At 62.7% G+C, this 22,659-nt stretch carries 17 protein-coding genes; 8 read left to right on the top strand and 9 right to left on the bottom strand.

What is annotated here, in order from left to right:
- Window positions 1-19 precede the first annotated feature (19 nt).
- Together ABID59_RS30075 and ABID59_RS30070 are read left to right on the top strand one after the other, a co-directional pair.
- Window positions 20-1,198 carry an acyl-CoA dehydrogenase family protein gene (locus ABID59_RS30075; protein ID WP_354085761.1) on the top strand — a complete coding sequence of 393 codons (1,179 nt, stop codon included), beginning with the start codon at window positions 20-22 and terminating at the stop codon, window positions 1,196-1,198.
- A gap of 18 nt (window positions 1,199-1,216) precedes the next feature.
- Window positions 1,217-1,648: a RidA family protein gene (locus ABID59_RS30070; protein WP_354085760.1), complete on the top strand. Its 432-nt coding sequence runs from the start codon at window positions 1,217-1,219 to the stop codon at window positions 1,646-1,648.
- A gap of 108 nt (window positions 1,649-1,756) precedes the next feature.
- On the opposite strand, the gene ABID59_RS30065 is transcribed toward ABID59_RS30070, so the two are convergent.
- The 6 genes from ABID59_RS30065 to ABID59_RS30040 all read right to left on the bottom strand — a co-directional run bounded on the left by ABID59_RS30065 (window position 1,757) and on the right by ABID59_RS30040 (window position 8,767).
- Window positions 1,757-3,136, bottom strand: coding sequence for an FGGY-family carbohydrate kinase (locus ABID59_RS30065; protein WP_354085759.1), 1,380 nt, complete (start codon window positions 3,134-3,136; stop codon window positions 1,757-1,759).
- A gap of 136 nt (window positions 3,137-3,272) precedes the next feature.
- Complete coding sequence (locus ABID59_RS30060; RefSeq protein WP_148749197.1) at window positions 3,273-4,388, bottom strand: autoinducer 2 ABC transporter substrate-binding protein; 1,116 nt, start codon at window positions 4,386-4,388, stop codon at window positions 3,273-3,275.
- Between the two features lie 51 nt (window positions 4,389-4,439).
- A complete protein-coding gene (locus tag ABID59_RS30055; protein WP_354085758.1) occupies window positions 4,440-5,429 on the bottom strand; it encodes an ABC transporter permease in 990 nt (329 codons plus the stop codon).
- Window positions 5,426-6,412, bottom strand: a complete 987-nt coding sequence (locus tag ABID59_RS30050; protein WP_354085757.1) for an ABC transporter permease — start codon at window positions 6,410-6,412, stop codon at window positions 5,426-5,428. The genes ABID59_RS30055 and ABID59_RS30050 overlap by 4 nt, the downstream gene beginning before the upstream one ends.
- A complete protein-coding gene (locus tag ABID59_RS30045; protein WP_354085756.1) occupies window positions 6,409-7,953 on the bottom strand; it encodes a sugar ABC transporter ATP-binding protein in 1,545 nt (514 codons plus the stop codon). Before ABID59_RS30045 ends, ABID59_RS30050 begins: the two co-directional genes overlap by 4 nt.
- A 4-nt stretch (window positions 7,954-7,957) precedes the next feature.
- The gene (locus ABID59_RS30040; protein WP_148749193.1) at window positions 7,958-8,767 is read right to left on the bottom strand and encodes a DeoR/GlpR family DNA-binding transcription regulator; all 810 of its coding nucleotides are present in this window, start codon (window positions 8,765-8,767) and stop codon (window positions 7,958-7,960) included.
- Window positions 8,768-8,953: 186 nt separating this feature from the next.
- Here ABID59_RS30040 and ABID59_RS30035 point away from each other — a divergent pair, with 186 nt between their 5' ends.
- The 5 genes from ABID59_RS30035 to ABID59_RS30015 all read left to right on the top strand — a co-directional run bounded on the left by ABID59_RS30035 (window position 8,954) and on the right by ABID59_RS30015 (window position 18,159).
- Window positions 8,954-11,050 carry a bifunctional rhamnulose-1-phosphate aldolase/short-chain dehydrogenase gene (locus ABID59_RS30035; protein WP_354085755.1) on the top strand — a complete coding sequence of 699 codons (2,097 nt, stop codon included), beginning with the start codon at window positions 8,954-8,956 and terminating at the stop codon, window positions 11,048-11,050.
- A complete protein-coding gene (rhaI, locus tag ABID59_RS30030) occupies window positions 11,047-12,345 on the top strand; it encodes an L-rhamnose catabolism isomerase (protein ID WP_354085754.1) in 1,299 nt (432 codons plus the stop codon). The genes ABID59_RS30035 and rhaI overlap by 4 nt, the downstream gene beginning before the upstream one ends.
- A gap of 1,228 nt (window positions 12,346-13,573) precedes the next feature.
- Entirely contained in the window at window positions 13,574-14,632 is a 1,059-nt protein-coding gene (locus ABID59_RS30025) for a calcium-binding protein (RefSeq protein WP_502916840.1), read from the top strand.
- 204 nt (window positions 14,633-14,836) lie between these two features.
- A complete protein-coding gene (locus tag ABID59_RS30020) occupies window positions 14,837-16,663 on the top strand; it encodes a type I secretion system permease/ATPase (protein WP_354085753.1) in 1,827 nt (608 codons plus the stop codon).
- 5 nt (window positions 16,664-16,668) lie between these two features.
- Window positions 16,669-18,159 carry an HlyD family type I secretion periplasmic adaptor subunit gene (locus ABID59_RS30015; protein WP_354085845.1) on the top strand — a complete coding sequence of 497 codons (1,491 nt, stop codon included), beginning with the start codon at window positions 16,669-16,671 and terminating at the stop codon, window positions 18,157-18,159.
- Between the two features lie 57 nt (window positions 18,160-18,216).
- Here the strand turns inward: ABID59_RS30015 and ABID59_RS30010 are convergent, their stop codons facing one another.
- Genes ABID59_RS30010 through ABID59_RS30000 form a run of 3 tightly spaced genes read right to left on the bottom strand, consistent with a single transcriptional unit; the run spans window position 18,217 to window position 21,886 of the window.
- On the bottom strand, window positions 18,217-18,837 hold the full coding sequence (locus tag ABID59_RS30010) for a hypothetical protein (protein WP_354085752.1): 621 nt from the start codon (window positions 18,835-18,837) through the stop codon (window positions 18,217-18,219).
- Complete coding sequence (locus tag ABID59_RS30005) at window positions 18,834-19,856, bottom strand: TAXI family TRAP transporter solute-binding subunit (RefSeq protein ID WP_354085751.1); 1,023 nt, start codon at window positions 19,854-19,856, stop codon at window positions 18,834-18,836. Before ABID59_RS30005 ends, ABID59_RS30010 begins: the two co-directional genes overlap by 4 nt.
- 44 nt (window positions 19,857-19,900) lie before the next feature.
- Entirely contained in the window at window positions 19,901-21,886 is a 1,986-nt protein-coding gene (locus tag ABID59_RS30000) for a coiled-coil domain-containing protein (protein ID WP_354085750.1), read from the bottom strand.
- 242 nt (window positions 21,887-22,128) lie between these two features.
- Here ABID59_RS30000 and ABID59_RS29995 point away from each other — a divergent pair, with 242 nt between their 5' ends.
- Window positions 22,129-22,641, top strand: coding sequence for a DsrE family protein (locus ABID59_RS29995; protein WP_148749185.1), 513 nt, complete (start codon window positions 22,129-22,131; stop codon window positions 22,639-22,641).
- Window positions 22,642-22,659: the final 18 nt, after the last annotated feature.

Genomic DNA, 22,659 nt, shown 5'->3' with positions numbered 1-22,659 from the left:
TGAGCGGAGGAGGGATCAGATGAGCTCCGTGGCAAAGGTGATCCGGCGCGAATGGCTTGACTGGCCGTTTTTCGAGCCGCGTCATCATGCGATTGGCGATGTACTCGACCGCTTCGTGCAGTCGGGGGCCCTCGACAAGATCGATCACAGCGACATCGATGGCGCCTGCCGCAGGCTCGTGCGCGCGATGGGTGAGGCCGGGCTGCTCGATTGCGCGGTCGCGGCTCCCGATGGCGATGCGGCGACGATCGATTCTCGCTCGATCTGCCTGTCGCGCGAGTCGCTTGCCTATGCCGATGGCCTCGCCGATTTCGCCTTCGCCATGCAGGGGCTCGGTTCAGGAGCGATTGCGCTCGGCGGTGCTGCGGAGCTGCGCAAGGCAGTACTGCCAAAGGTCCGCTCCGGCGAATGGCTTGCGGCCTTCGCGCTGTCCGAGAAGGAGGCGGGGTCGGACGTCGCGGCGATGTCCTGCACCGCGCGCGCCGACGGCAACGACTATGTCATCGACGGCGAGAAGACCTGGATCTCCAACGGCGGCATTGCCGACGTCTACACGCTGTTTGCGCGAACCGGCGAGGCGCCGGGCGCCCGCGGCATCTCGGCCTTTGTCGTCTTTCCCGATGATCCTGGCTTCGGCATCGCCGAGCGCATCGACGTCATCGCGCCGCATCCGTTGGCCACGTTGCGCTTTATCAATTGCCGGATCCCGGCGAGCCGCCGCCTTGGCACGCCGGGCAGCGGGTTCAAGCTCGCGATGCAGACGCTGGATATTTTCCGCGCATCGGTCGCGGCCGCTGCCCTGGGCTTCGCCCGGCGGGCACTCGAGGAGGCGCTATCGCACGCGCGCAGCCGGCACATGTTCGGTGCGACACTGGGAGATCTGCAACTGACCCAGGCCGCGCTCGGCGACATGGCGACCGACACCGACGCTGCCGCGCTCCTGACCTACCGCGCGGCCTGGCGCCGCGATGTCCGGAAGCTTCCGACGACGCGCGAAGCTGCAATGGCAAAGCTGACCGCAACCGAGACCGCGCAGCGCGTCATCGACCGCGCCGTCCAGATGTTCGGCGGTCGCGGTGTGCGCAAGGGCGAGATCGTCGAAAGCCTCTATCGCGAAATCCGCGCGCTACGCATCTACGAGGGCGCGACCGAGGTCCAGAAACTGATTGTCGCGCGCGACCTCTTAAAGCCGCGCTGAGAGAATTGAGAATTCCGCATGAGGACGATGAGAAAGCCGGAAGCCGGCGCGACCAGCGGTTTGCAGGTGCTTCAGCCCGGCGGCTGGCCGCAGCCGAAAGGCTATTCTAACGGTATGATGGCCGAGGGACGCCTTGTCGTGACGGGTGGTGTCGTCGGTTGGGACGTTGCGTGCCGATTTGCCGACGGGTTTGTCGCGCAGGTCCGGCTGGCACTCGAAAACATTGTCGCGATCCTGGCCGAGGGCGGCGCAGAGCCCCAACATCTCGTGCGCCTGACCTGGTATGTCGTGGACATGGACGAATACGCGTCCAATCTCAAGGCGCTCGGCAAAGTCTATCGCGAGGTCATCGGCACCCACTACCCGAGCATGGCGCTCGTGCAGGTCGTGCGCCTTGTCGAGCCCTCCGCGCGCCTCGAGATCGAAGCGACGGCCGTCGTGCCGCGCTGAAGAGCGCGCCTCCTCGGTGCGCGCGAATTCGCGATTTGGATTGGCTTACGGCTTCCGTGAGAATTATTGCCCGTCGCAGCTCCCGCCGGAAGGCGACGGTTCGCGAAATCAAGCATTCGTAGCTCGGCGAGCGATCGAGTTGATGGCCGCGGTCCAGGCATCGCGATACGCATCGAGGCCCGCGATCGAAGCTGCAGGGACGGGCGCCGGCGCCGCAATGGGATAGCTTGGCGGCCAGTGCGCCAGCATTGCGGCGCCGCGCGCCGTGCCCGCCACGTCCTCCGCCGCAAAGACGCGCTGCTTCGGCCGCAATGCCCCGAGCGTCTGACAGAAGGCGAGATTGCCGGCGAAGGTCCCTTCGATGATCAGATCGCCGCTGGTCGCTCCCATGCGCGTCAGCATGAGATCGCCAACCAGGGCGCAATACAGCGTCGCCAGTGCGGTCTGATCGTGCGCCGCAACCTCGCCGCGAATTATGCCCTTGGTCGCCGCATAAGGTCCGCCCTGGCCGGAGAAGCAGGGCAGTGCCATCGCGCCGGAGCCAATGACGCGCTCAACCGCGTCGAGATCCGGATTGCCGCCGCCGCCCGCGATGACGGCGAATTCGCGTCCTCCCATGAAACGCCCGCAGGCGATGGGACGGCCGAGCGCGTCGACGTTGGCGAGCGTGTCGTCGCGAGGATCGAGCTGATCAAGCGAAAGGCCCACACACATCAGGATCACCCAGGTGCCGGTCGACAACACGGTGAACGGCGCCTGGCGCGCGATGAGGTAGGGCAGAAGTGAAGCGTTGGAATCGTGGATACCGCAAAAGACTTGCGTTTCAGGCGCGAGCCCGGTTAGGGCAGCGATGTCCGGCTGAATCGGACCGAGCGGGTCGAAGGCGCGGCGCAGCGGCGGCAGCAAGTGGTGGACGCCAAGAGCTTTGACGAGGCTCGAGACCTGTCCCTGCCGCGGCGCCCAGAGATCCGTATGGGCGCCGAGCGAGGTGACTTCCGAGGCCGCGACGCCGGTCAGGCGCCAAGCCCAATATTGCGGATAGCCAACGAAATACCTTGCTTTGGCGAAAAGATCCGGACGGCGCCACTTCTGATAGGCGAGCTGCCGGCCGAGATTGAGGCCGGCCGGTACTTTCGGCGACAGGCTCTCCGAAAAGGGCGGCCTCAGCCTAGCATAATCGGATTCGATCACTTCTACGCCCGCGAATTCGTAGTCCATGACGGGAGCGGCGAGCTTGCTCTCGCCGATCAAAGCGCCGGCTGCGCCATGCGCGGTCGGAACGATCGCGCTGATCTGATGCGTGAGTGCGACCTCACGAAGCGCGTCGAGGAAGAAGTTCCAAGCGCTCTCAACATCTTCATTCGGATAGGGCGGGCCCGGCAGGACGCGGTTGGGCGCCGACTTTTCCCAGAGAAGCCGGCCCTCGTCGAACAACGCAAGCTTTACGTTGGTCTTGCCGATGTCAAAAACTGCGACCGTCTGGCTCATCGTGAAGCTCAAGGCACATGGAACATCTCGGCAAGCAACGTCGCCATCGCGTTATAGCCGGCTTGTCGCGGCAATGACAACGAAGGCCAAGAGTGTGTCGCCCGGCCGCGTTCGACGGCCGGGCGACGAGCCCAAATCAGAAGTCGAAATCCTTGATGTTCTGTTTCGTGAAGATGAAGGGCGCCCCAAGCAGAATTTCGCTGCCGTTGACGACGTTCAGCTTGCCGAGCTTGCCGGCTTCGACCGAGGTCGCGCCGGGTTTCAGCTTGCCGTCGACCACAGCGCGCATCACGTAGGTTGCCGCATAGCCAAGATCGACCGGGTTCCACAGCACGACGGACTTGACGCAGTCGGCGTTGACATAGGGCTTCATCGCGTTGGGCGTGGCGAGGCCGACCACCGCGACCTTGCCGCATAGCTTAGCTTTGGTCACGGCTTCCGCCGAAGCGGGCGTCGCGACCGAGGTCATGCCGAAAAGACCGGAGAGCTTGTCGCCATATTTGTTGATCAGTGTCGTCGCCTGGTTGAAGGAGAGATTGTTGTCCTCCTGCGCTTCGACCGTCTCGAGCCATTTCAGCTTGGGATGGCACTTCTGCGCGTAGGCCCACATTTCGGCGATCCAGCGCGCCTGATTTGGAGTCGTGAAGGTCGAGGTGACGATCGCGAAGCTCTTGTCCTCGCCGGCCTCGTTGGCCATCGAGTCGATCATCGCCTTGGCGATGCCGTTGAACTCGGCCTGGTTGACGAACCATTCGCGCGCATTCGGTGTCGAGTTGGCGTCATAGCCGACGACATGAATACCCTTCGAGAGTGCTTTCTTCAGAACCGGCGCGATCGCTACCGGATCGTTGGCTGCGAAGAGAATGCCGTCGACGCCGCTGGTGATGTAATTGTCGATGAACTTGATCTGCTCGTCGATCTTGGCTTCGGTCGGGCCGTCGGTCTTCGCTGCGACGTTGCCGAGCGCCTTGGCGGCGTCCTGCATGCCTTTCGTGGTCGCATTGAAATAGCCGATGCCGATCAGCTTCGGCACGTCGACCAGCGAGATCGGCTTGCCGGCCTTGTCGGGCGCATTGGTGGGTTGGCCACCATCGTAAGGTTTGGCCGCAGGCGCGGCGCTGGCCTCGCCAGCCGAACAGGCAAGCGGATTGACCGGTAGATCGTCCGCGCCGTCCCATCTCTTCTCCGCCGCATAGGCCGTCCCGGCCAGCAGCGTCGCGCTCATCAGCGCTATGGCTAATCCGAGTTTCATGCTCTTCCTCCCACGTTGCAGCCGCCTTGTGCGGCCTTAAGAAACAGAACGTCAGACGCCGCGGCGTCGCTGGAGCAAGCTCGCAACAAGCGTCGACAGGATCAGCACCGTGCCGATCACGACAATCGTAGCATCGCCCTTGACGCCGGTCAGCGCGAGCCCATTTTTCAGAAGCTGGATCATTGCGAGGCCGACGACGGTGCCCCAGATCGTGCCGACGCCACCGAATATGCTGGTGCCTCCGAGCACCACCGTCGCGATCACGTCGAGCTCATAGCCAATACCCATGTCGGAGCGCGTCGTCGTCACGCGCGAGACGAGGACGACGGCTGAGAGTCCCGCCATCAAGCCGGACAAAGTGTAGATGATTAGCTTGGCGCGATCGACCGGCAAGCCGGAAAAGCGAGCGGCAGTTTCATTGTTGCCGATCGCATAGAGTGTGCGGCCGAAAGTCGTGCGGTCGAGCGCAATCCCGGCGACGACGATCGCGATCAACAGCAGCCAGAGCTGCGCCGGCACGCCGAAGAGATCAGACTGGCCGATGAAATAGAACCATTCCGGATACCCGCGCACCGAGCGAGCCTGGCTTATGCCCTCGGCAAGGCCGCGATAGAGCGCGAGCGTCGCGATTGTCATGATCAACGGCGGCACTCTGAGCCTGGTGATACCAAGGCCGTTGAAGAAGCCGGCGGTAGCGCCGACGACGAGCGTGAAGGCGATTGCCAGGGGCAATGGAAAACCGAAGGTCTTCCATGAATAGCCAAGCAAGATAGCGCAGAGCCCGACGATCGAGCCGACCGAAAGATCGATGCCGCCGGTGATGATGATGAAGGTCATAGGCAGGGCGATGAGCCCGACTTCGGTCGTCAGCCGGCCCTGATTGAGCAGATTGTCGAGCGTCAGAAAGCGATTGTTCAGGGCGCCGAGAATGATCAGCGCGACGAAGAGGATCAGCGCCAGCATGGTCTCGTGTCGCAGGAGCCACCAGGGGGCGACGCGCTTCGCGATCTGGGGAAGGGGGATTTCGCTCATCGCGCTCATGCTCTGGCCATGCGCCGGCGCCGCAAGATATCGGCGATGACGGTTATAAGAATGAGCACGCCCTGCACTGCGCGGATCCAGTACGGCGAGACGTCGGTGAACACCAGCGCGCTGGCGATCTCGGCGATCAGAATCGCGGCGAGAGTAGAGCCGATCACAGTGCCGACGCCGCCGAGAATGCTGACGCCGCCGACGACCGACGCAGTGATGATCGTCAATTCGAGATTCGGCGGCACGGTCGATTGTATGACGCGGAGTTGCGTCGCATAGAGCAGGGCCGCGACGCCGGCGAAGAAGCCGTGCAGCGCGAAAACCATCACCGTGGCCCGCGGCGGCGAGATACCACAGAGACGCGCCGCCTCCGCGTTGCCGCCTACTGCGTAGATCGCACGGCCCGGCGCCGAATAGCGCATCCACCAGGCGGCTAGGATCGTCGCGACGATCATGAGAAACACCGGCATCGGCACGGCGTCGAAAAGCTCGATGTTGGCGAGATGGAAGCTGTCGGGCAGATCGGTGATCCACTTGCCGCCAGTGACGCCGATCAACCCGCCTTTGAGGATGGAGAGCATGCCGAGCGTCACGACGATGGCTGGAATGCGCAGATACGCGATGATGGCGCCCTGAAAGGCCATCACGAGGATGCCGACGACGAGCGGCGCCAGCCAGGTGATGATGATCGGCGCGCCTTCCACCGCCAAAGTGCCGCTGACGGTCGCCAGGACGCCGATCAGCGAGCCGACGGAAATGTCGATGTTGCCGGAGATGATCACCATCGACATACCGACCGCGGCGACCGCGATATAGGCGTTGCCGAGCAGAACGTCCGAAAGATTGCGCATCGCCAGAAAGCGCGGATTGTAAAGGCCGACGATGATCGCGAGGCCGATCACTGCGATGGCCAGCAAGGCCTCCTGCGAGGCCAGCGCCTTGAGTAGCCGCCGTGGGCTGGCTTCGGCGTGGATTAATGTCGTCGCGGTCATGCCACTTTCTCCGCGCTCTCGTGGCTGCCCATCATCGCCGCGCCGACCGTTTCCTGCGTTGCGTCTTCGCGCAAGAACTCCGCGACGATACGACCTTCACGCATGACGAGCACGCGGTCGCTCATCCCGAGCACTTCGGGCAACTCGCTCGAAATCATCAGGATCGCGAGCCCCTGTGCCGCGAGCTCGCCCATCAGGCGATGGATCTCCGCTTTAGCCCCGACATCGATGCCGCGTGTAGGCTCGTCAAGAATTAGCAGCTTCGGCTTATTGGCGAGCCATTTTCCGAGCACGATCTTCTGCTGATTACCGCCAGAGAGCTTGCCCGCAATCTGCTCGAGCGAGCTCGTCTTGACCGCAAAGCACTTGACGCCGTCGCTGGCCAGCTTGCGCTCAGCGGCGCGATCGATAAAGCCGCCGAATGCGACCTTGCCTAGCGCGGCGAGGCTGAAGTTCTCGCGCACCGTCATCGGCCTCACCAGCCCCTGCGTGCCGCGGTCTTCCGGCACATAAGCGATGCCGAGCGTGCGGGCCTGCGCGGGGGAACGGATGTAGACTGCCTGGCCGCGGATTTTGATTTCGCCACCTTCGGCAGGCGTCACACCGAAGATCGTCTGCGCCAGCTCGCTTCGGCCCGAGCCAACAAGGCCGGCAAGGCCGACGATTTCGCCGGCGCGCACGGTAAGGCTGATCCTTTTGGTGAGCGGCCGCCGCTCGAGATCTTTGACCTCCAGCACCGGTCCGCCGATCGGAAGCGTGATCTTCGGAAACAGGCTTTCGATCTTGCGGCCAACCATCAATTGCACGAGTTCGGCTGCCGCCGTGTCAGCGACGCGCTTGGTGGCGATATGCGCCCCGTCACGCAGCACGGTGACACGATCGGCGATCGCGAAAATCTCGTCGAGCCGGTGGCTGATATAGATCACCGCGACGCCGCGCGCCTTCAGCTTGCGCACAATATCGAAGAGCCGGGTGACGTCGTATTCGGTCAGGGCCGCGGTCGGCTCGTCCATGATCAAGATGCGGGCATCTTGCGACAGAGCGCGCAGGATTTCGACGCGCTGGCGATTGCCGACGCTGAGCGAGCCGACGACGCGGTCGGCGTGCAGGTCGTGAATCTCCAGTGCAGCGAGCAGATGTCTCGTCTTTTCGCGCATTGCGCGCCAGTCGAGCCGGCCGAGCCCCGCACGCGGCGCATGGCCCATGAAAACGTTTTCGGCGACGCTGAGCTCAGGAAACAGCAGCAGCTCTTGATAGATCGTCGCAATGCCAGCGCGCCTGGCGTCGTCCGGCCGCGCGAGATTGACTGGCTTGCCGTCGACGATCACCTCGCCGCGGTCGGGCGGGAACACGCCGGAGACAATCTTGATCAAGGTCGATTTGCCGGCGCCGTTCTCGCCAAGCAAGGCGTGGACCTCGCCCTTTGCGACGTTGAACGAGACGCCCGAAAGCGCGTTCACACCCGGAAAGGACTTCTCGATGTTGTACACCGAAAGGCGAGGCGGCGCGGCGGTTTCGCGAAGGGCTTGATCGTTCGCCATCGCTTCAAGCCGCCGCGATAGCGTCGGCGCCGGTCGCGACGACGACATGAATGCCCTGTTCGCGCAACATGTCGAGCGCGGCGCCCGGTGCGTCGGCGTCGGTGATCAGCGTGTGGATGCGCGACAGCGGGCAAACGACAAGGCTGCCGCGCTGGTTGAATTTTGAGGAATCGGCGAGGACGGTCAACTTGTTGGCGCGCTTCAACAGCTTGGACTCGGCACGAGCGAGCAGGGGATCGCCCTCGATGACGCCGAGCGGCCCGATCGAGATCGCGCTCATGAACATGCGCGTAGCCGAATAATGCTGGATCGCGTCCTCCTCGAAGGGTGAGACGATCATGCCCTGCTCGCGATAGACCTCGCCGCCCGGCAGAGCGACGCGGCATTTCGATTTGTGGATCAGCACTTCGGCGAGCGGATAAGAATTGGTCAGCACTTTCAGGTGCCGCTCGCGCAGATATTCACCCATTTGGTAGGTGGTCGTGCCGCCATTGATGATGATCGTCTCGCCGTCGGCGCAGAGCGCGACGGCCGCCTTGGCGATCGCCCGCTTGGCATCGATGTTGAGCGTCTGGCTGACATCGAAAGAGCGGGTCGCAAGGGAGAGGACGTCGCCCTGCGCATTGGTTGCGTCGGACAATGTCTCAAGCCCGCCATGCACCCTGATCGCGACGCCCTGCCCGGCGAGACTGGCGAAGTCCCGCCGGATGGATGCTTCGGAGGCGCCCGTCGCGCGGCAGGCATCGGCGATGCGCACTAGCGACCGCTCTCGCAAGAGCGCCTTGATGACCTGCCAGCGTTCTCGCTCGTGCACGTCGATCTTCCTCCCCTTGCCCGTAAATTGGTCATGCTCCCGAGGACGGGTCAACTCCAAACTTTCAAGATCGATCATTATCGCGCTGCATCAATCATGTTGCATCGCGATGACGGGCATCCATGATTGACCGTGATCGATTGTCGGACATAAGCTGGCTTCAAACGAAGCACAGGAGAACGTCCAATGAGCGAGGCTGCGGGCATGCCGTTGCCCAATCTATGGGACGACGCCGTCGCCGCCGGGCTCGATGAGCCGGGCCAGTTGCTGTATCGCTCGAATTTGCTCGGGGTCGATCTGCGCATCACCAATTTCGGCGGCGGCAACACTTCGGCGAAGGTCGACGCGCGGGATCCGCTGACCCGCGCGAACGTTCGCGTCCTCTGGGTCAAGGGCTCGGGCGGCGACCTCGGCTCGATGAAGCGCGACGGCTTCGCGACGTTGTACCTCGACAAGCTCGAGAGCCTGAAAGGTCTCTATCGGGGTCTCGCCGAAGAGGACGAGATGGTCGCTTTGTTCAATCACTGCACCTTCGATCTCAATCCGCGCGCGACCTCGATCGATACGCCCTTGCACGCCTTCGTGCCGCATCGCCATGTCGATCACGTCCATGCGGACGCGGTGATCGCCGTCGCCGCCTCGGCCGATGCTGAGCGGCTGACCAGAGAGGTTTTCGGCGGGAAGCTCGGTTTCTTGCCGTGGCAGCGGCCGGGCTTCGATCTCGGCTTGAAACTCGGCGAGATGGCCTCGCGGCATCCAGAGTATGTCGGCGTGATCCTCGGAGGCCACGGGCTCTTTACGTGGGCCGAGACGTCGAAAGCCTGCTACGAGACGACCTTGCGTATCATTCAGCAGGCCGCCGACTGGCTTGCGGCGCATGAGCAGAAGCCTTCCTTCGGGGGCACCAAGGTCGAAACGGCCGCGCCGGAAAAGCGCTGCGACGTCGCGGCCATACTGATGCCGCTGATCCGCGGCAAGATTTCCGCCGACGAGCGCAAGATCGGTCATTTCACCGACGCGCCGGAAGTGCTGGAATTCGTCAACTCCAATTCGCTGACGAAGCTGGCGCCGCTCGGCACGTCGTGCCCGGATCACTTTCTGCGCACCAAGATCAGGCCGCTGGTTCTCCCTTACGATCCGGGCCGCGACAACCTCGACGAGGTGATCGCCGGTCTCGACGATCTGCTCGCCGCCTACAGGCGCGATTACGCCGCCTATTACGAGCGCTGCAAACATCCGGATTCGCCGGCTATGCGCGATCCCAACGCGGTCGTGTATCTTGCGCCGGGGATCGGCATGTTCACCTTCGCCAAGGACAAGGCTACGGCCCGCATCGCCGGCGAGTTCTATGTCAACGCGATCAACGTCATGCGCGGTGCCTCGGGTGTCAGCGCCTATGTCGGCCTTGCCGAACAAGAGGCCTTCAACATCGAATATTGGCTGCTTGAAGAAGCCAAGCTCCAGCGTTTGCCCAAGCCGAAGCCGCTGGCCGGACGGATCGCCTACGTAACGGGTGGCGCCGGCGGCATTGGCGGGGCAACCGCGCAGCGGTTGCTCGACGAAGGCGCCTGCGTCGTCGTCGCCGATATCGACGAGGAGGCGTTGAAAGAGCGCGTCGCGGCGATCGCGAAACGCTATGGCCGCGACGCGGCGGTCGGCGTGAAGCTTGACGTGACCGACGAGGCGGCGGTGATCGCCTCGTTCGAAGAGACCGCGCTCGCCTTTGGCGGCGTCGACATCGTCGTCTCGAATGCCGGCATTGCGTCGGCGTCGCCGGTCGAGGACACAAGTCTTGCACTTTGGCAGAAGAACATGGACATTCTCGCGACGGGCTATTTCCTTGTGTCGCGCGAGGCGTTCCGGCTGCTGCAGCGCCAGAAGACCGGCGGTACTATCATCTTCGTTGCCTCGAAAAATGGCCTCGCCGCTTCGGCGGGCGCTTCGGCCTATTGCGCTGCCAAGGCGTCCGAGATCCATCTCGCCCGCTGCCTGGCGCTGGAGGGCGCGGCGCACGGCATCCGCGTCAACACGGTCAATCCCGACGCGGTATTGCGCGGCTCAAAAATTTGGGAAGGCGAGTGGCGCCAACAACGCGCGGCGTCCAACAAGGTCGGGGAAGACCAGCTCGAAGAAGTCTATCGCCAACGCTCGATGTTGAAATTGTCGGTCTTCCCCGGGGACATTGCCGAGGGCATCTACTTTTTCGCTTCCGATCTTTCGGCCAAATCGACCGGCAACATCCTCAACATCGATGCTGGCAATGCCCAGGCGTTCACGCGATGAGCGCGCCATTCTCGATCAGCGCCGATTTCATTGCCGACCACAACGCGCGGCTCGACGGCGCGACGACGGAGGACTATCACGCGCTTGAGCGCACGCTGGCGCGGCGCGGGATCGATGCCGAAGCGCTGGTCCGGAAGGTGACGGACTTCGGCGTTGCCATTCCGACCTGGGGGGTCGGTACCGGTGGCACGCGCTTCGCCCGTTTTCCGGGCCCGGGCGAACCGCGCAACGTCTTTGAGAAGATCGATGATTGCGCCGTCATCCATCAATTGGCGCGGGCGACGCCGGCCGTTTCGCCGCATCTTCCGTGGGACAAGGTCGATGACAATGCGGCGTTGCGCGAAAAAGCTGCGGCGCATGGCCTTGCCTTCGACGCGGTCAACTCCAACACGTTCCAGGATCAGCCCGGGCAAGCGCTCTCTTACAAGTTCGGGTCGTTGTCGCATACGGACAAGGCGGTGCGCGACCAGGCCGTTGCGCACAACATCGAATGCATCGAGATCGGCCGCAAACTCGGTTCAAAGGCGTTGACCGTCTGGATCGCTGACGGCTCGAACTTTGCCGGCCAGTCTAGTCTGACCAAGACCCTTGACCGCTATATCGACGCAATGCGTGAGATCGTTGCGGCGCTGCCCGCCGACTGGCGCGTGTTCCTCGAGCACAAGTTCTACGAGCCGGCCTTCTATTCCACGGTGATCCCGGACTGGGGCACGAGCTTCGCGGCCGCGCAGGAGCTCGGGCCCAAGGCCTATTGCCTCGTCGATCTCGGCCATCATGCGCCGAACGTGAATATCGAGCAAATCGTCTCTCGGCTGGTTCGCTTCAAGAAGCTCGCGGGCTTCCATTTCAACGATTCAAGATATGGCGACGACGATCTCGATACCGGCTCGGTCGATCCGTTTCGGCTGTTTCTGGTCTTCAACGAGCTGATCGACGCCGAGCGCCGCAAAGCGGAAGGCTTCGCGCCCGCTTATATGATTGACCAGTCGCATAACGTCACGGATCCGATCGAGAGCCTGATGCAATCGGCAATCGAATTGCAGCGCGCCTATGCGCAGGCTCTGATCGTCGATCGCGCGGCGCTCGAAGCTGCGCAAGAGACGAATGACGCGCTCGGCGCGCATCTCGAATTGAAACGCGCCTTCACGACAGATGTCTCGCCGCTCCTCGCCGCCGCTCGCCTGCGCACAGGCGGAGCGATCGCGCCCATAGCGGCGTATCGCGCCTCCGGTTATCGGGCGCAAAGAGCGAAGGAGCGCCCCGCCGTCGCCGGGACTTCGGCGGGCATCGTCTAAATTAGGCGCGGCGGCTTTGTGCTCGGACGAGAGCGTGGCGCCTGTTTCACGTGTCGATCATGGCCACGTAGTCCATATGAAGAGTGATTGGTCCCTTCGATCCATCCAGAATCACGCGGAGACTCTTCGGATAGTATCCAGTCCTGATCACGGTCCCCGTCCTTGCAGCCAAGCGAGGACCGGCTCCCGGCTTCACCTGAATCCGTGAGCCCGGTGGAAACTTGAGTTCGGCTTGGACCGATCCTGCCATGACATCCTCGGCAGCGAATGAGCTAGTTCTACTCGAAGAGTTCGCGAACGCGTGCGCTGTGAACGAGGGGTACGCAGGCAGGCGGGAAGTTCGATCGCGGGCGAGACAGAAATGGCAGCTGTCGTACTTCGGCGATAAAAAGAGGTCTCGGACAACAGTGCTGAAAAGACCAAATCATCCGATGCCCAACTGCAGTTCCTAATTCTCTCCGCGTGCTCAACTTCAGCGCCACAATACCTGCTCAACACCAAATCCGCGCCATGAACTCGCATCCGGCCCCCGACGTCCCGGACTGAATCACGGAAACGCTTCGGTGAAAACATCCTTCGTCGGGAGTAATCCGGAGCCATAAATCCAGCCGGTTCGCTTCAACCAACTGCGCGCGATCGCCGGCACCCGAAACGGGCAACGTATTGTCGGCTGTCGTCTTCGCGAGCGCTTTAAACCGTGTGCGGTCTTCGCTCGCCCCCGGAGCGTTAGGTCGAACGGTATGATCGTAGATGCGAATGCTCCATTAGAGGTACCTCGCCTGGCCGTTCTGCTGGTCTGCTCCCGGTGTGATTCGAGCAGCTCAATCAGGTTGTGAACGTCGGCCATGCACGGAGACTGGGTGCATCTCGCGTGCGCGTTGCACCTCAGACCACTGACGCTGTTGGCGAAACGCCTGGAAAGGATGCATCGGGCAAATTGCGGCGCAATTGAGCGCCCAACTTTTCGGCACAATAATCCCTTGGTTCCGCCCAATCGAACCGAGATTCCTGCCTCAAACGTAAACATACGTTCACCCGCAATGAGAGGCCGGTTGCACTCAGACTTGGAGGTGCTGGGGGCACTCACCACGATAGGGGAAGCGATTTGACACTACACTATACCGCAGGTAACAACATCAATGCGCAAGGTACCTACGCGCCAGCCGCGGCTGGCTTCAACCTGGCCGATGTTTCGTCGGTAGACGAGTTGAATGCATTGCCGTCTGGCGTGCGCGGCATGGTCTACCTTGACCAGGGGGACGGCGTCACCCAGAGCTTCATGGATGCAGTGAAGCCCTACATCGGAAATCCGAAAGTCTACGGCTTCTATCTCAAGGATGAGCCGGATCCGACGGGACAGTACAATACGCTGGTGACGGCGGCCAACCTCAAGGCTGAGTCGGACTACATCCACGCCAACGTTCCCGGCGCAAAGACCTTCATCACCATGATGAACATGGGGTCTTCGGAAAATCCGACGTTCGCGAACACCTACAACCCGACCAACACCCACATCGATCTATTCGGCATCGATCCGTATCCGGTCCGGTCGGACATGAGCACGGTCGATTACAGCATGATCGATAAGGCCGTGACCGCCGCCGAATCCGCGGGGATTTCGGCGGACCACATCGTCCCGGTGTTCCAGACCTTCGGCGGCGGCAACTGGGCCGATGACAGCGGAGGCCACTACGTGATGCCGACAGCCGCGCAGGAACAGACGATGCTCGCTCATTGGGCGGCGGCCGTGCCAAATCCGGCCTTCGACTACGCCTATGCGTGGGGTTCGCAGAACGGCGATACGGCACTCGAGGGCTCGTCCGCGTTGCAGAGCGTATTTCTGCAGCACAACACCGCCACGAGCACGACGCCGGCCGGAGGCACCAGCGGAAGCTCGACGGGCAGTTCGGGCGGTAGCACGACACCCGTGACCGGTTCGAGCGGTGGCACAACCACTGGCTCGAGCGGCGGCACAGGTACCGCGGCGGGCGGCGGTACGACCACCGGTGGCACGACCACGGGCTCGACCAGCGGCAGTTCGTCCGGTGGTTCGACATCGACGACGACCGATGGTCAGCACCATCATCACCATCACGGGCTCGATTTTTCGCAGCTTGCGACGAGCGCACCGACAGCCTCGTCGGCAATCGCTCCGACGTCCACAACGCCGATTGCGACTGCGAGCGGAAGCGGTGCAACGGATGCCACTTCGACCCACACGGATGCCGCGACTCATATGGCAGATCTGATCAGTCATCACACTGACCATCACGCGTGGCACTTCTGATCTGAGAGACTGTTTTCGTCAACGGAGACATACGCGGGGCACGCCCCGCGTATGAGAATTGCCTAGGGGATCGCTTGCGGCCGCAGTGGTCGCGAGCCGGGGTGCCATTCTGCGCAAGGCGGAATGTTGGAATGCGAGCGCTCGCGCTCGATCACATGCAAAATTTCAACTGCTTGCCGCTGCCCGTCCAAGGGCCGCCCGGATATGCACATGTACGCTTCGGCAAAGGTTTCCGCGCTCGCGGATGGATTCCGTCAGATACGTCCCGGCCTGCTTGCGGCTGGTGGACTATCTATCTTCATAAACCTGCTGGTGTTCGTTTCGCCGCTCTACACGATGCAGATCTACGACCGCGTGCTGACCAGCCGGAACGGAATGACCCTCCTGCTGCTCTCGCTGATCGCGCTCGCGGTATTTGTCAGCTATGCGGCACTCGAGCATTTTCGCAGCCGGGTCCTGGTGCAAGTCGGCCTGCAGTTCGACCAGCTCCTTTCCGGGGAAGTCTTCGAGACCGCGCTCGGCCATTCCCTGAGCACGAGCAGCTCGCATCACGTCCAACTGCTTCGTGACGTGGACACTCTGCGCGAGGTCCTGTCGGGTGGTGTGATCACGTCGTTGATGGACGTGCCGTGGACACCGATATTCCTGGCAATATGCTTCCTGCTTCATCCTTTGATTGGCTTGGTCGCTTTGACCGGTGCGGTTGCCATTCTCTTTCTGGCCTTCCTCAATGAGCGTGCCACCAAGGCGCCGCTCATTGCGGCCGCGTCGAAAAACCTTCATGCCCTGGACCGATTGACATCCTCGCTACGCAACGCCGAGGCCATCCGTGCGTTGGGAATGGGACCCGCCGTGCGCAACGCCTGGAGCTCGACACATGGCGAGGCGCTTCTCGACGGCGCCCGCGCGGGCGAACGCGGTGGCACGCTCCTTGCGATCTCCAAATTCCTGCGGATGGCACTCCAGGTGTCGATCATGGGAGTAGGAGCCTATCTCGCAATTCAGCAGGAGATCTCGGGAGGCGTTCTGTTCGCGGCTTCGCTCATCATGGGGCGCGCGCTTGCACCGGTGGAAGCGGCCGTATCGCAATGGAAGGCTCTCGTCGTCGCGCGTACGTCGTATGCGCGGCTCGACGCCGCGCTTCGAACTCGGGCTTCAGAGCGCCCGCCAACCAAGTTGCCGCCACTGGCTGGTGAGGTTTCGGTCGAAGCCGTCACAGTGCTCGTACCCGGATCCCAAATGCCGGCGGTCGCAGATGTTTCTTTCCACTTGGCCCCCGGTGAGATCGTTGCAGTAGTCGGACAGTCTGGCTCCGGGAAATCGTCGCTGGCACGGGCTCTTGTCGGCTCTTGGCCCGTCGTCCGCGGTTGCGTGCGCATCGATGGGAACGACACAAGGCATTTCGATCCTAATTTCCTTGGGCAACGCCTAGGGTATCTTCCGCAGGACGTCGAGCTGTTCGCCGGCACGGTGCGCGACAATATCGCTCGCTTTCGCGACGACGCGACGGATGAATCGGTCATCGAGGCTGCGCAACTGGCGTCCGCGCATGCCATGATTCAGCGGCTTCCGAAGGGCTATGACACCGTCGTCGGCGATAACGGGGCCGGTCTTTCGGGCGGTCAGCGGCAGCGCATCGGGTTGGCGCGCGCGCTGTTCGGCAGGCCCGTGCTGGTCGTGCTCGACGAGCCGAATGCCAATTTGGACGGCGATGGCGACCGCGCTCTCGCAGATGCGATCCAGACGCTCCGGAAGCACCGCGTAACGGTCGTGATCATCAATCACCGCCCCAACCTGCTCGCCCTGGTCGACAAGATCGTCTTCATGCACGAAGGACGCCTCGGGCGGGTCGGAACACGCGACGAACTTCTTCCCGTGCTGCTGGGGCAGGCGGTCACGCCGATGCATCGCGATGCGCGAGCGCCGGGTGAGCACCGTCACCAAGTCGAAGCTCATCATCGCGCCGACGGCGCTCCCCTCAACGTGCCTCTTTCTAAGCCGGCGCGCCCAGCCCATGCGACGAGGCAATAGTGGACATGATGTCGGTCAAAGAGAATACGCCCCAAAGTGAATTCGCAGAGCTTCTGAAGCGCTTGAGCGCGAGCGGCAGGCCTCGGGCGCGCCACATCCTGTCCGACGCCATAGCCAATTGGCAGTCACTGGCAAGGCGGCTTTCCCGTCTTGCGATGGCCATTGGGCCGTTGCTTTCGCTGCGGGGCTCGGGGCAAGCCGCTGGTGGCCCGTCCGGCGATTGGCACACTCCAGCGAGGCGGGGCTTCGCCATCGTGTTCTTCACATTCGTCGTGTTTGGCGGTTGGGCCGCCCTGGCCTCGATCGATGGCGCCGTGGTGGCGACGGGCTCGGTCGTGGTCGAGAGCGACAAGAAGGCGGTGCAGCACCTTGAGGGCGGCATCGTTCAAAGTCTGATGGTGACCGGCGACGCTCATGTCGCAGAAGGGCAGGTCCTGTTGCGACTCGATTCAACCCAGGAACGGGCGAAGGAGGGGATCGCGCGCTCGGCCGTCTATTCGGCGATTGGCGAGGAGGCGCGCCTACAGGCTGAAGCCGAAGGACGCGATAAGATCACGTTTCCCGCCGAACTGACTCAGAATGCTTCCGATCCATCGGCGCAACGCGCGATGGGCGACCAGAAGCGGCGTTTTGACGAACGCCGCGCCGCGCGAAAAATCGAGGTATCGATTCTTGAAGAGCGCATAGCGCAGGCGCAGCGGCAGATTCAGGGAAATGATGCGCAAAGCAAGGCGACACGGGCGCAGTTCGATAGCGTGAGCCAGGAATATGCCAAGCTCAAGCCGCTCGCCGATCAGGGGATCGTCGCGTTCGCCCGTGTCGCCACCCTCGAGCGCAGCAAGTCCGAGCTCGATGGCAAGATCGGCGCCTACGAGGCCGATATCGCCCGCTACGGGCGCGTGATCGACGAGTCGAGGTTGCAGATCGAGCAGGTCGGACAGAAAGTCCTGGAGGAAGCGACCGGAAAGCTGACCGAGACGAGGGCGCAACTTGCCGACGCGCGCGAGAAGCTGCGGGCCGCTGACGACGTTCTGGCTCGGATGGAGGTGCGAGCACCGCGTTCCGGACGCATTGTGAATTTGAAAGTCCATACGGTGGGAGCGGTGATCAGGGCCGGCGAGGTCCTGATGGAGGTCGTGCCCGATAACGACGTGCTCGTGGTCGCGGCGAAAGTGTCGTCCCTCGATATCAATCATGTACAGGTCGGGTTGCCCACGGAAATCCGGCTTCCTTCGTTCAAGGCGCGCTCCACCCCGATCGCCGTCGGCGAAGTTCTCTCGATCGCAGCCGATGCGGTTCGCGATGAAGCGACGCATCAACCCTATTACGAGGTCAAGGTCTCGGTGCAGGTGGCAAAATTCCCCGAGACGATCCGGGAAAAGCTCAAGCCGGGGATGATGGCCGACGTTCTCATCGCGACCGGGGAACGCACCGTGCTGGCCTATCTCACACAACCGATGACGGACGCGATACGTCGCGGCATGCGCGAGAACTAATGCGCCGGAGGGAGGAGCGAGGGAGAGAACCGATCTCCGATCAGGTGGGGCGCTTCGTCACGAACCCGACCAATTGCAGGCCGTCGCGAGCTTGCGTCGGACGGAATCCAGGCCGACCAGGTCAAACGTGTTTTCGTATGGGAGAGTCTTTCCCGCGTAGACCTTGATCAGGAGCCGGCCGCCCTCCGGCATCGCGCGCAACAGGCGAACGGCGTCACCCTGAAAGATAAGACTTCTGCCTCCCTCCGTCGCGCGCCAGCGCTCTTCGACGGATGGCTCGTCATTGATCTGGTACACGACCTTCACCTCGGTCTCGGGAGGCTGCTTCCAGGATGGCGAGGTGGGTATTGTCAGCTCGGTCCGACTGCTGCGACAGCGGATCGCGATCGAGGAGGGGGCATCCTTCGTGGCTCGACGTCCCATGGTCTGCGCCGAGATCTGCGGCTTGTAGTCCACCGGCGAGGTCGTCTCGCTGATGATCCAGTCCAGCCCTCGAGGTGGTGCCGTTGTGGTCGGTTCTGCCGCCTCACTCAGCAAATTGTCGACGCATTTCAGCCGTTCCATTCCTTGGAACCGGGCACATTCCTTCAACCGCTCGGTAGCATCGCCCGCCTGTGCGCGGGTCGGCAGGCTTAGACTTGCGAGTGTAATCAAAGCCACGGCAACCGTGCCCTTCATCGTGACAGTCCCACCGTCGCGCCCGGTGAGCGATCGAGCCATTCCTGTGCGGGGCCGAACCGGGCGAGGCCGGGCACGTTGGCGCGGAGGCTCACATCCTTCCATTTCGGATCGAAGCCGGGCGACTGCAGGCGGTCGAGCCGGCCGAACAACTGATCCACGAAGCGGGCCATGCGCACGTAGCGGTCGGATTGTTTCGGCCAGTTGTAGCCTGCCAAAATGGTGGGGACCGCGATGGTTGAGATGCGTTCTCCTTTCGACACGAGGCTCGGATAGTCCGTCGAGTCGATCGCTGACGGGAGATAGTAGTCCTCGAATCGTGAATCGTATTCCACCGGCAGGAACTTGAATCCCGGCTCCCAACGCCCCTTCAGAAACGCATCGACCGGCTTCGACGTGATGAACACAACCGCCGCGATTTCCCCGCTCTTCATCTGCTGCAATGCGACCTGATGGGGAATGAACATCTTCTCGACATTCAACCCCAGCCGGCTGAAGATCAACGGACCGGAATAAGCGGCTGCTGTGCCTTGCGTGTTGAAGTTGACCTTCTTACCCTTGAGGTCATCGAGTGACTTGATCTCGGGGCGCACGAAGACGTGCAGTTCAGCTGGAAAAAGGTTGAGAATGTAGACGATGCGCCGGTCGATCGACGGGACTTGGGCCTTGTACTCGTCGAGGGCGTCCGTATTGATGATCGCCGCATCCACCCCCCGCAGATAGAGCAGCGAATTGACGTTCTCCGTCGCGCCGGTCGTCACGATCGGGATGACGTGGAGCTTGTCTTCCTCGTTGACGACGCGGGCGATCTCCGCCGCAAGTCGAAGCGGAGCACCCTCGATGAGACCGCCTGCGAGCCCGACGGTCCAAGCATTAATGCGCTCTTTTGCGATCATGTCGGCGTTCTTTGCCGGCGCCGCGGCTGGCGCTGCAGGAGTCCTGACAGACTGGGCGCTCGCCGCCATTTGCAGCCCGACCAGCGCCGATAAAATTGCGGACGCGAACTTGATCATGCCCATGTGTCGTTCTCCGTCGTCTGGCTGCTTCGAGATCTGGTGCGACGCTACTTCAGCGCCTTGATGCGCTCCTCTGCATCGTCAATGCCGCCGGCCTTTGCTCTTTGATACAAGTCGCGCGCTTTGGTCCGATCGCCCGCAACTCCGCGCGCACGCCACGATTCCAGCACGGGCGGATCATAGGTCTCCGCAAGCATGAAGGCGGCCTGCGCGCTGCCGCGTGCAAGAGCCAACTCCAGCAACTGGCGAGCGCTGCTGATGTCGACCTGCCGGAGCAACGCAGTCGCCCGTGCAAGCAGCCTCTGCTCGTCTGCGGGGGCGCGGGGCGTCGCGCTCGCTCGAGCAGAGCGCTCCGATGCCGCAGCGACTTTCGAGCCCGGATCCGCGGGCGGGGCGCGATTTGTCGTTTGCGTCTGCAATGTCGATGAGCCAGGTTTCGAGGTAGGTTGTGGGTTGGAGGCGACCGTCCGGGCGGTGTCCTGCTCGCGCGAGCGGCCTCCTCCCTCGCCGTTAGGAGCGAGATCGGGCGTACGCTCAAGTGCGGTCCGCTCCGGCGGCCGATTTGCGGAGGAAGCCGCTGCGGCCAATTTTCCGTTCGCATCCGCGAGCTGGACCTTGGCCGATGCAAGCTCTCGTGCGAGATAGTCGGCGCGCTTGCGCTCACCGGCGAGGGCATCGTTCTGCTTCGCAGCCGTCGCGTTGAGGTCCGTGACCCTGAGGATCTCGGCATAGGCAGCGGCGAGGCCTGCAGAACGTTCCTCGACCTCTTTCCGCGCGGAGGTCAGTTCGCGAAGGAGAGCTTCGCTCTTGTCCCTCTGTCTGACTGCTGCCTTCTTGTTCTCGGCCTGGGCGGCATCGGTGACCCTAGCGGCCTCTCCGGCGGCGGAACGCGCGTCATCACGTTGGTTCGTCAGCGATACCGTTTCGCGTGCGAGCGCGTCTGCTCTATCTCGCTGCTGGCCTAGCTCGCGTTCCAGCGCCTCCCTCTGCTCGGTCTCGGTTTTGCGGGTCTTCATAACAGCGGTTTGCGCGGCCTCGAACTCAGCCTGGACGGAGGCGAGCCGCTTCACGGCGGCATCTGCTCGGTCTCGCTGTTGCGCCAGTTCTTTCTCCAGGGCGACACTCCGCTCCGACTTTGCAGCGGCCGCCTTCGCAACGTCGGAGGTCTCGGCTCGAGCTGTGCTGGCCGCCGTCCGCAGGGTGACCAGTTCCGTTGCGGCGGCATCCGACCTGTCGCGTTGCAGCTTCAGTTCCTGCTCAATGGCCTGCTTTTGCGTGGCTTCGGCAGCGGCGGCTTTGGAAGAGTCGGTGGCGGCGGTCCGTGCGGTTTCGAGCTCGGCCCTGACGGAAGTCAGTTCGGTGGCGGCCCCCTCGGATCTGTCGCGTTGCTGCTTCAGCTCGACTTCGAGCGCTTGCTTCCCTGCAACCTCGGCGGCGAGGGCCGTTGTTGCTTCAGTCGCCGCGCTCCGCGCGACGTCGAGGTCCGATCGGAGCGATGCAAGCTCGGCCGTAGTGCTCTCTGTGCCGCTTCCAGGTGCGACTATCGGCTCTTGCTTGGGTTCTGCTGAGGAGATCTGCATCGCTTTTGAGGCTGCGATCCGGGCCGCCGCGAGCTCCGCCCCGAGGAATGAGAGGTCTCGCGCGAGATTGTTCACCTTGTCCCGTTCCAGCTCAAGGGCGTGGGTCTGGCTGATCCCCAGCTCAATGGCTCCCATCGCGTGCGCCCGCTCGAGCTGGGCAGCGTTAAGCTCTGCTCGGACACTTGCCAGTTCACGTGCGAGCCTGTCGGCTCGATCACGCTCCTGTTCGAGTGCCTCGTGCTGCCTGATCCGTTCGGCTTCAATCGCCGGGACGCCGAACTCGATAGCGTCGCGCGGGCCGCCATGCGCGAATCCGACAAGGAGTGCCAGGAGGAATGCCGCCGCAGCGGCTGTCCACACGACATCTCCGCCAAGCGATCGGCCCTGTCGGAAAGAACGGGGAATGCCGCTCAGCGAGTCGATCATTTCGTGCGCAATTGCCTGTAACTCCATCGTGACAGCTCAGACTAGCCTTAGGCACCTTGTCATTCGGCGTCATCAATGACACCGCCTTGGTCGGTGCTCTGTCGATGTGGCAGTATAGGTAGCCACAAGGAGGTAGAGGCGCGCCGTACCGGGAATAAAGTAGATCGTCGGCGCTGCTGCTGTGCCTTCCTTGACCAACGCAGCCGCTCGCAACAGATTGGACGGGCCAGCCCAGGCTGCGCGTTCCGCACAATTCAGGGGAAAACAGCATGAACAAGACAATCGTCGTTTTCGCCAGTCTGACCTTTACTGGCGCGTTTCTGGTGAGCGCGGTCCAGACAACTCATGCCTCTCAAGCTGGAAGCCCTAAGCTCAACGCCAATGCCAAGATGATCGTCAGTCCCAAGCGTGTGCAGTCGCACCGGCTCGTCGTCCAGGTGGACGTCAATGATCCGGCGCTCATGAACCTCGCGTTGAACAACGTCAGCAACACGGTTCAGCACTATTCGGAAATCGGTCAGAAGGTCGAGGTCGAACTGGTGGCATTCGGACCAGGGTTGCACATGTTGCGAGACGACACCTCGCCTGTGAAAGCGCGCATCAGGTCCATGAGCGAGACCATGCCCGAAGTCTCGTTCTCCGCATGCGGAAACACCAAGGAGAACATGGCGAGGACCGAAGCCAAGGAGATACCCCTGATCTCGCAGGCGAAGGTCACCAAATCCGGCGTGGTTCGGCTGATGGAGCTGCAGGAGCAGGGCTGGAGCTACCTGCGCCCCTGAAACGCGGCCGGCCGGCGC

Source organism: Bradyrhizobium sp. S3.3.6 (assembly GCF_040546905.1).
Taxonomy (GTDB): domain Bacteria; phylum Pseudomonadota; class Alphaproteobacteria; order Rhizobiales; family Xanthobacteraceae; genus Bradyrhizobium; species Bradyrhizobium cytisi.
The sequence above is the reverse complement of the archived record's forward strand: the minus strand, read 5'-3'. Positions and strand labels throughout refer to the sequence as shown.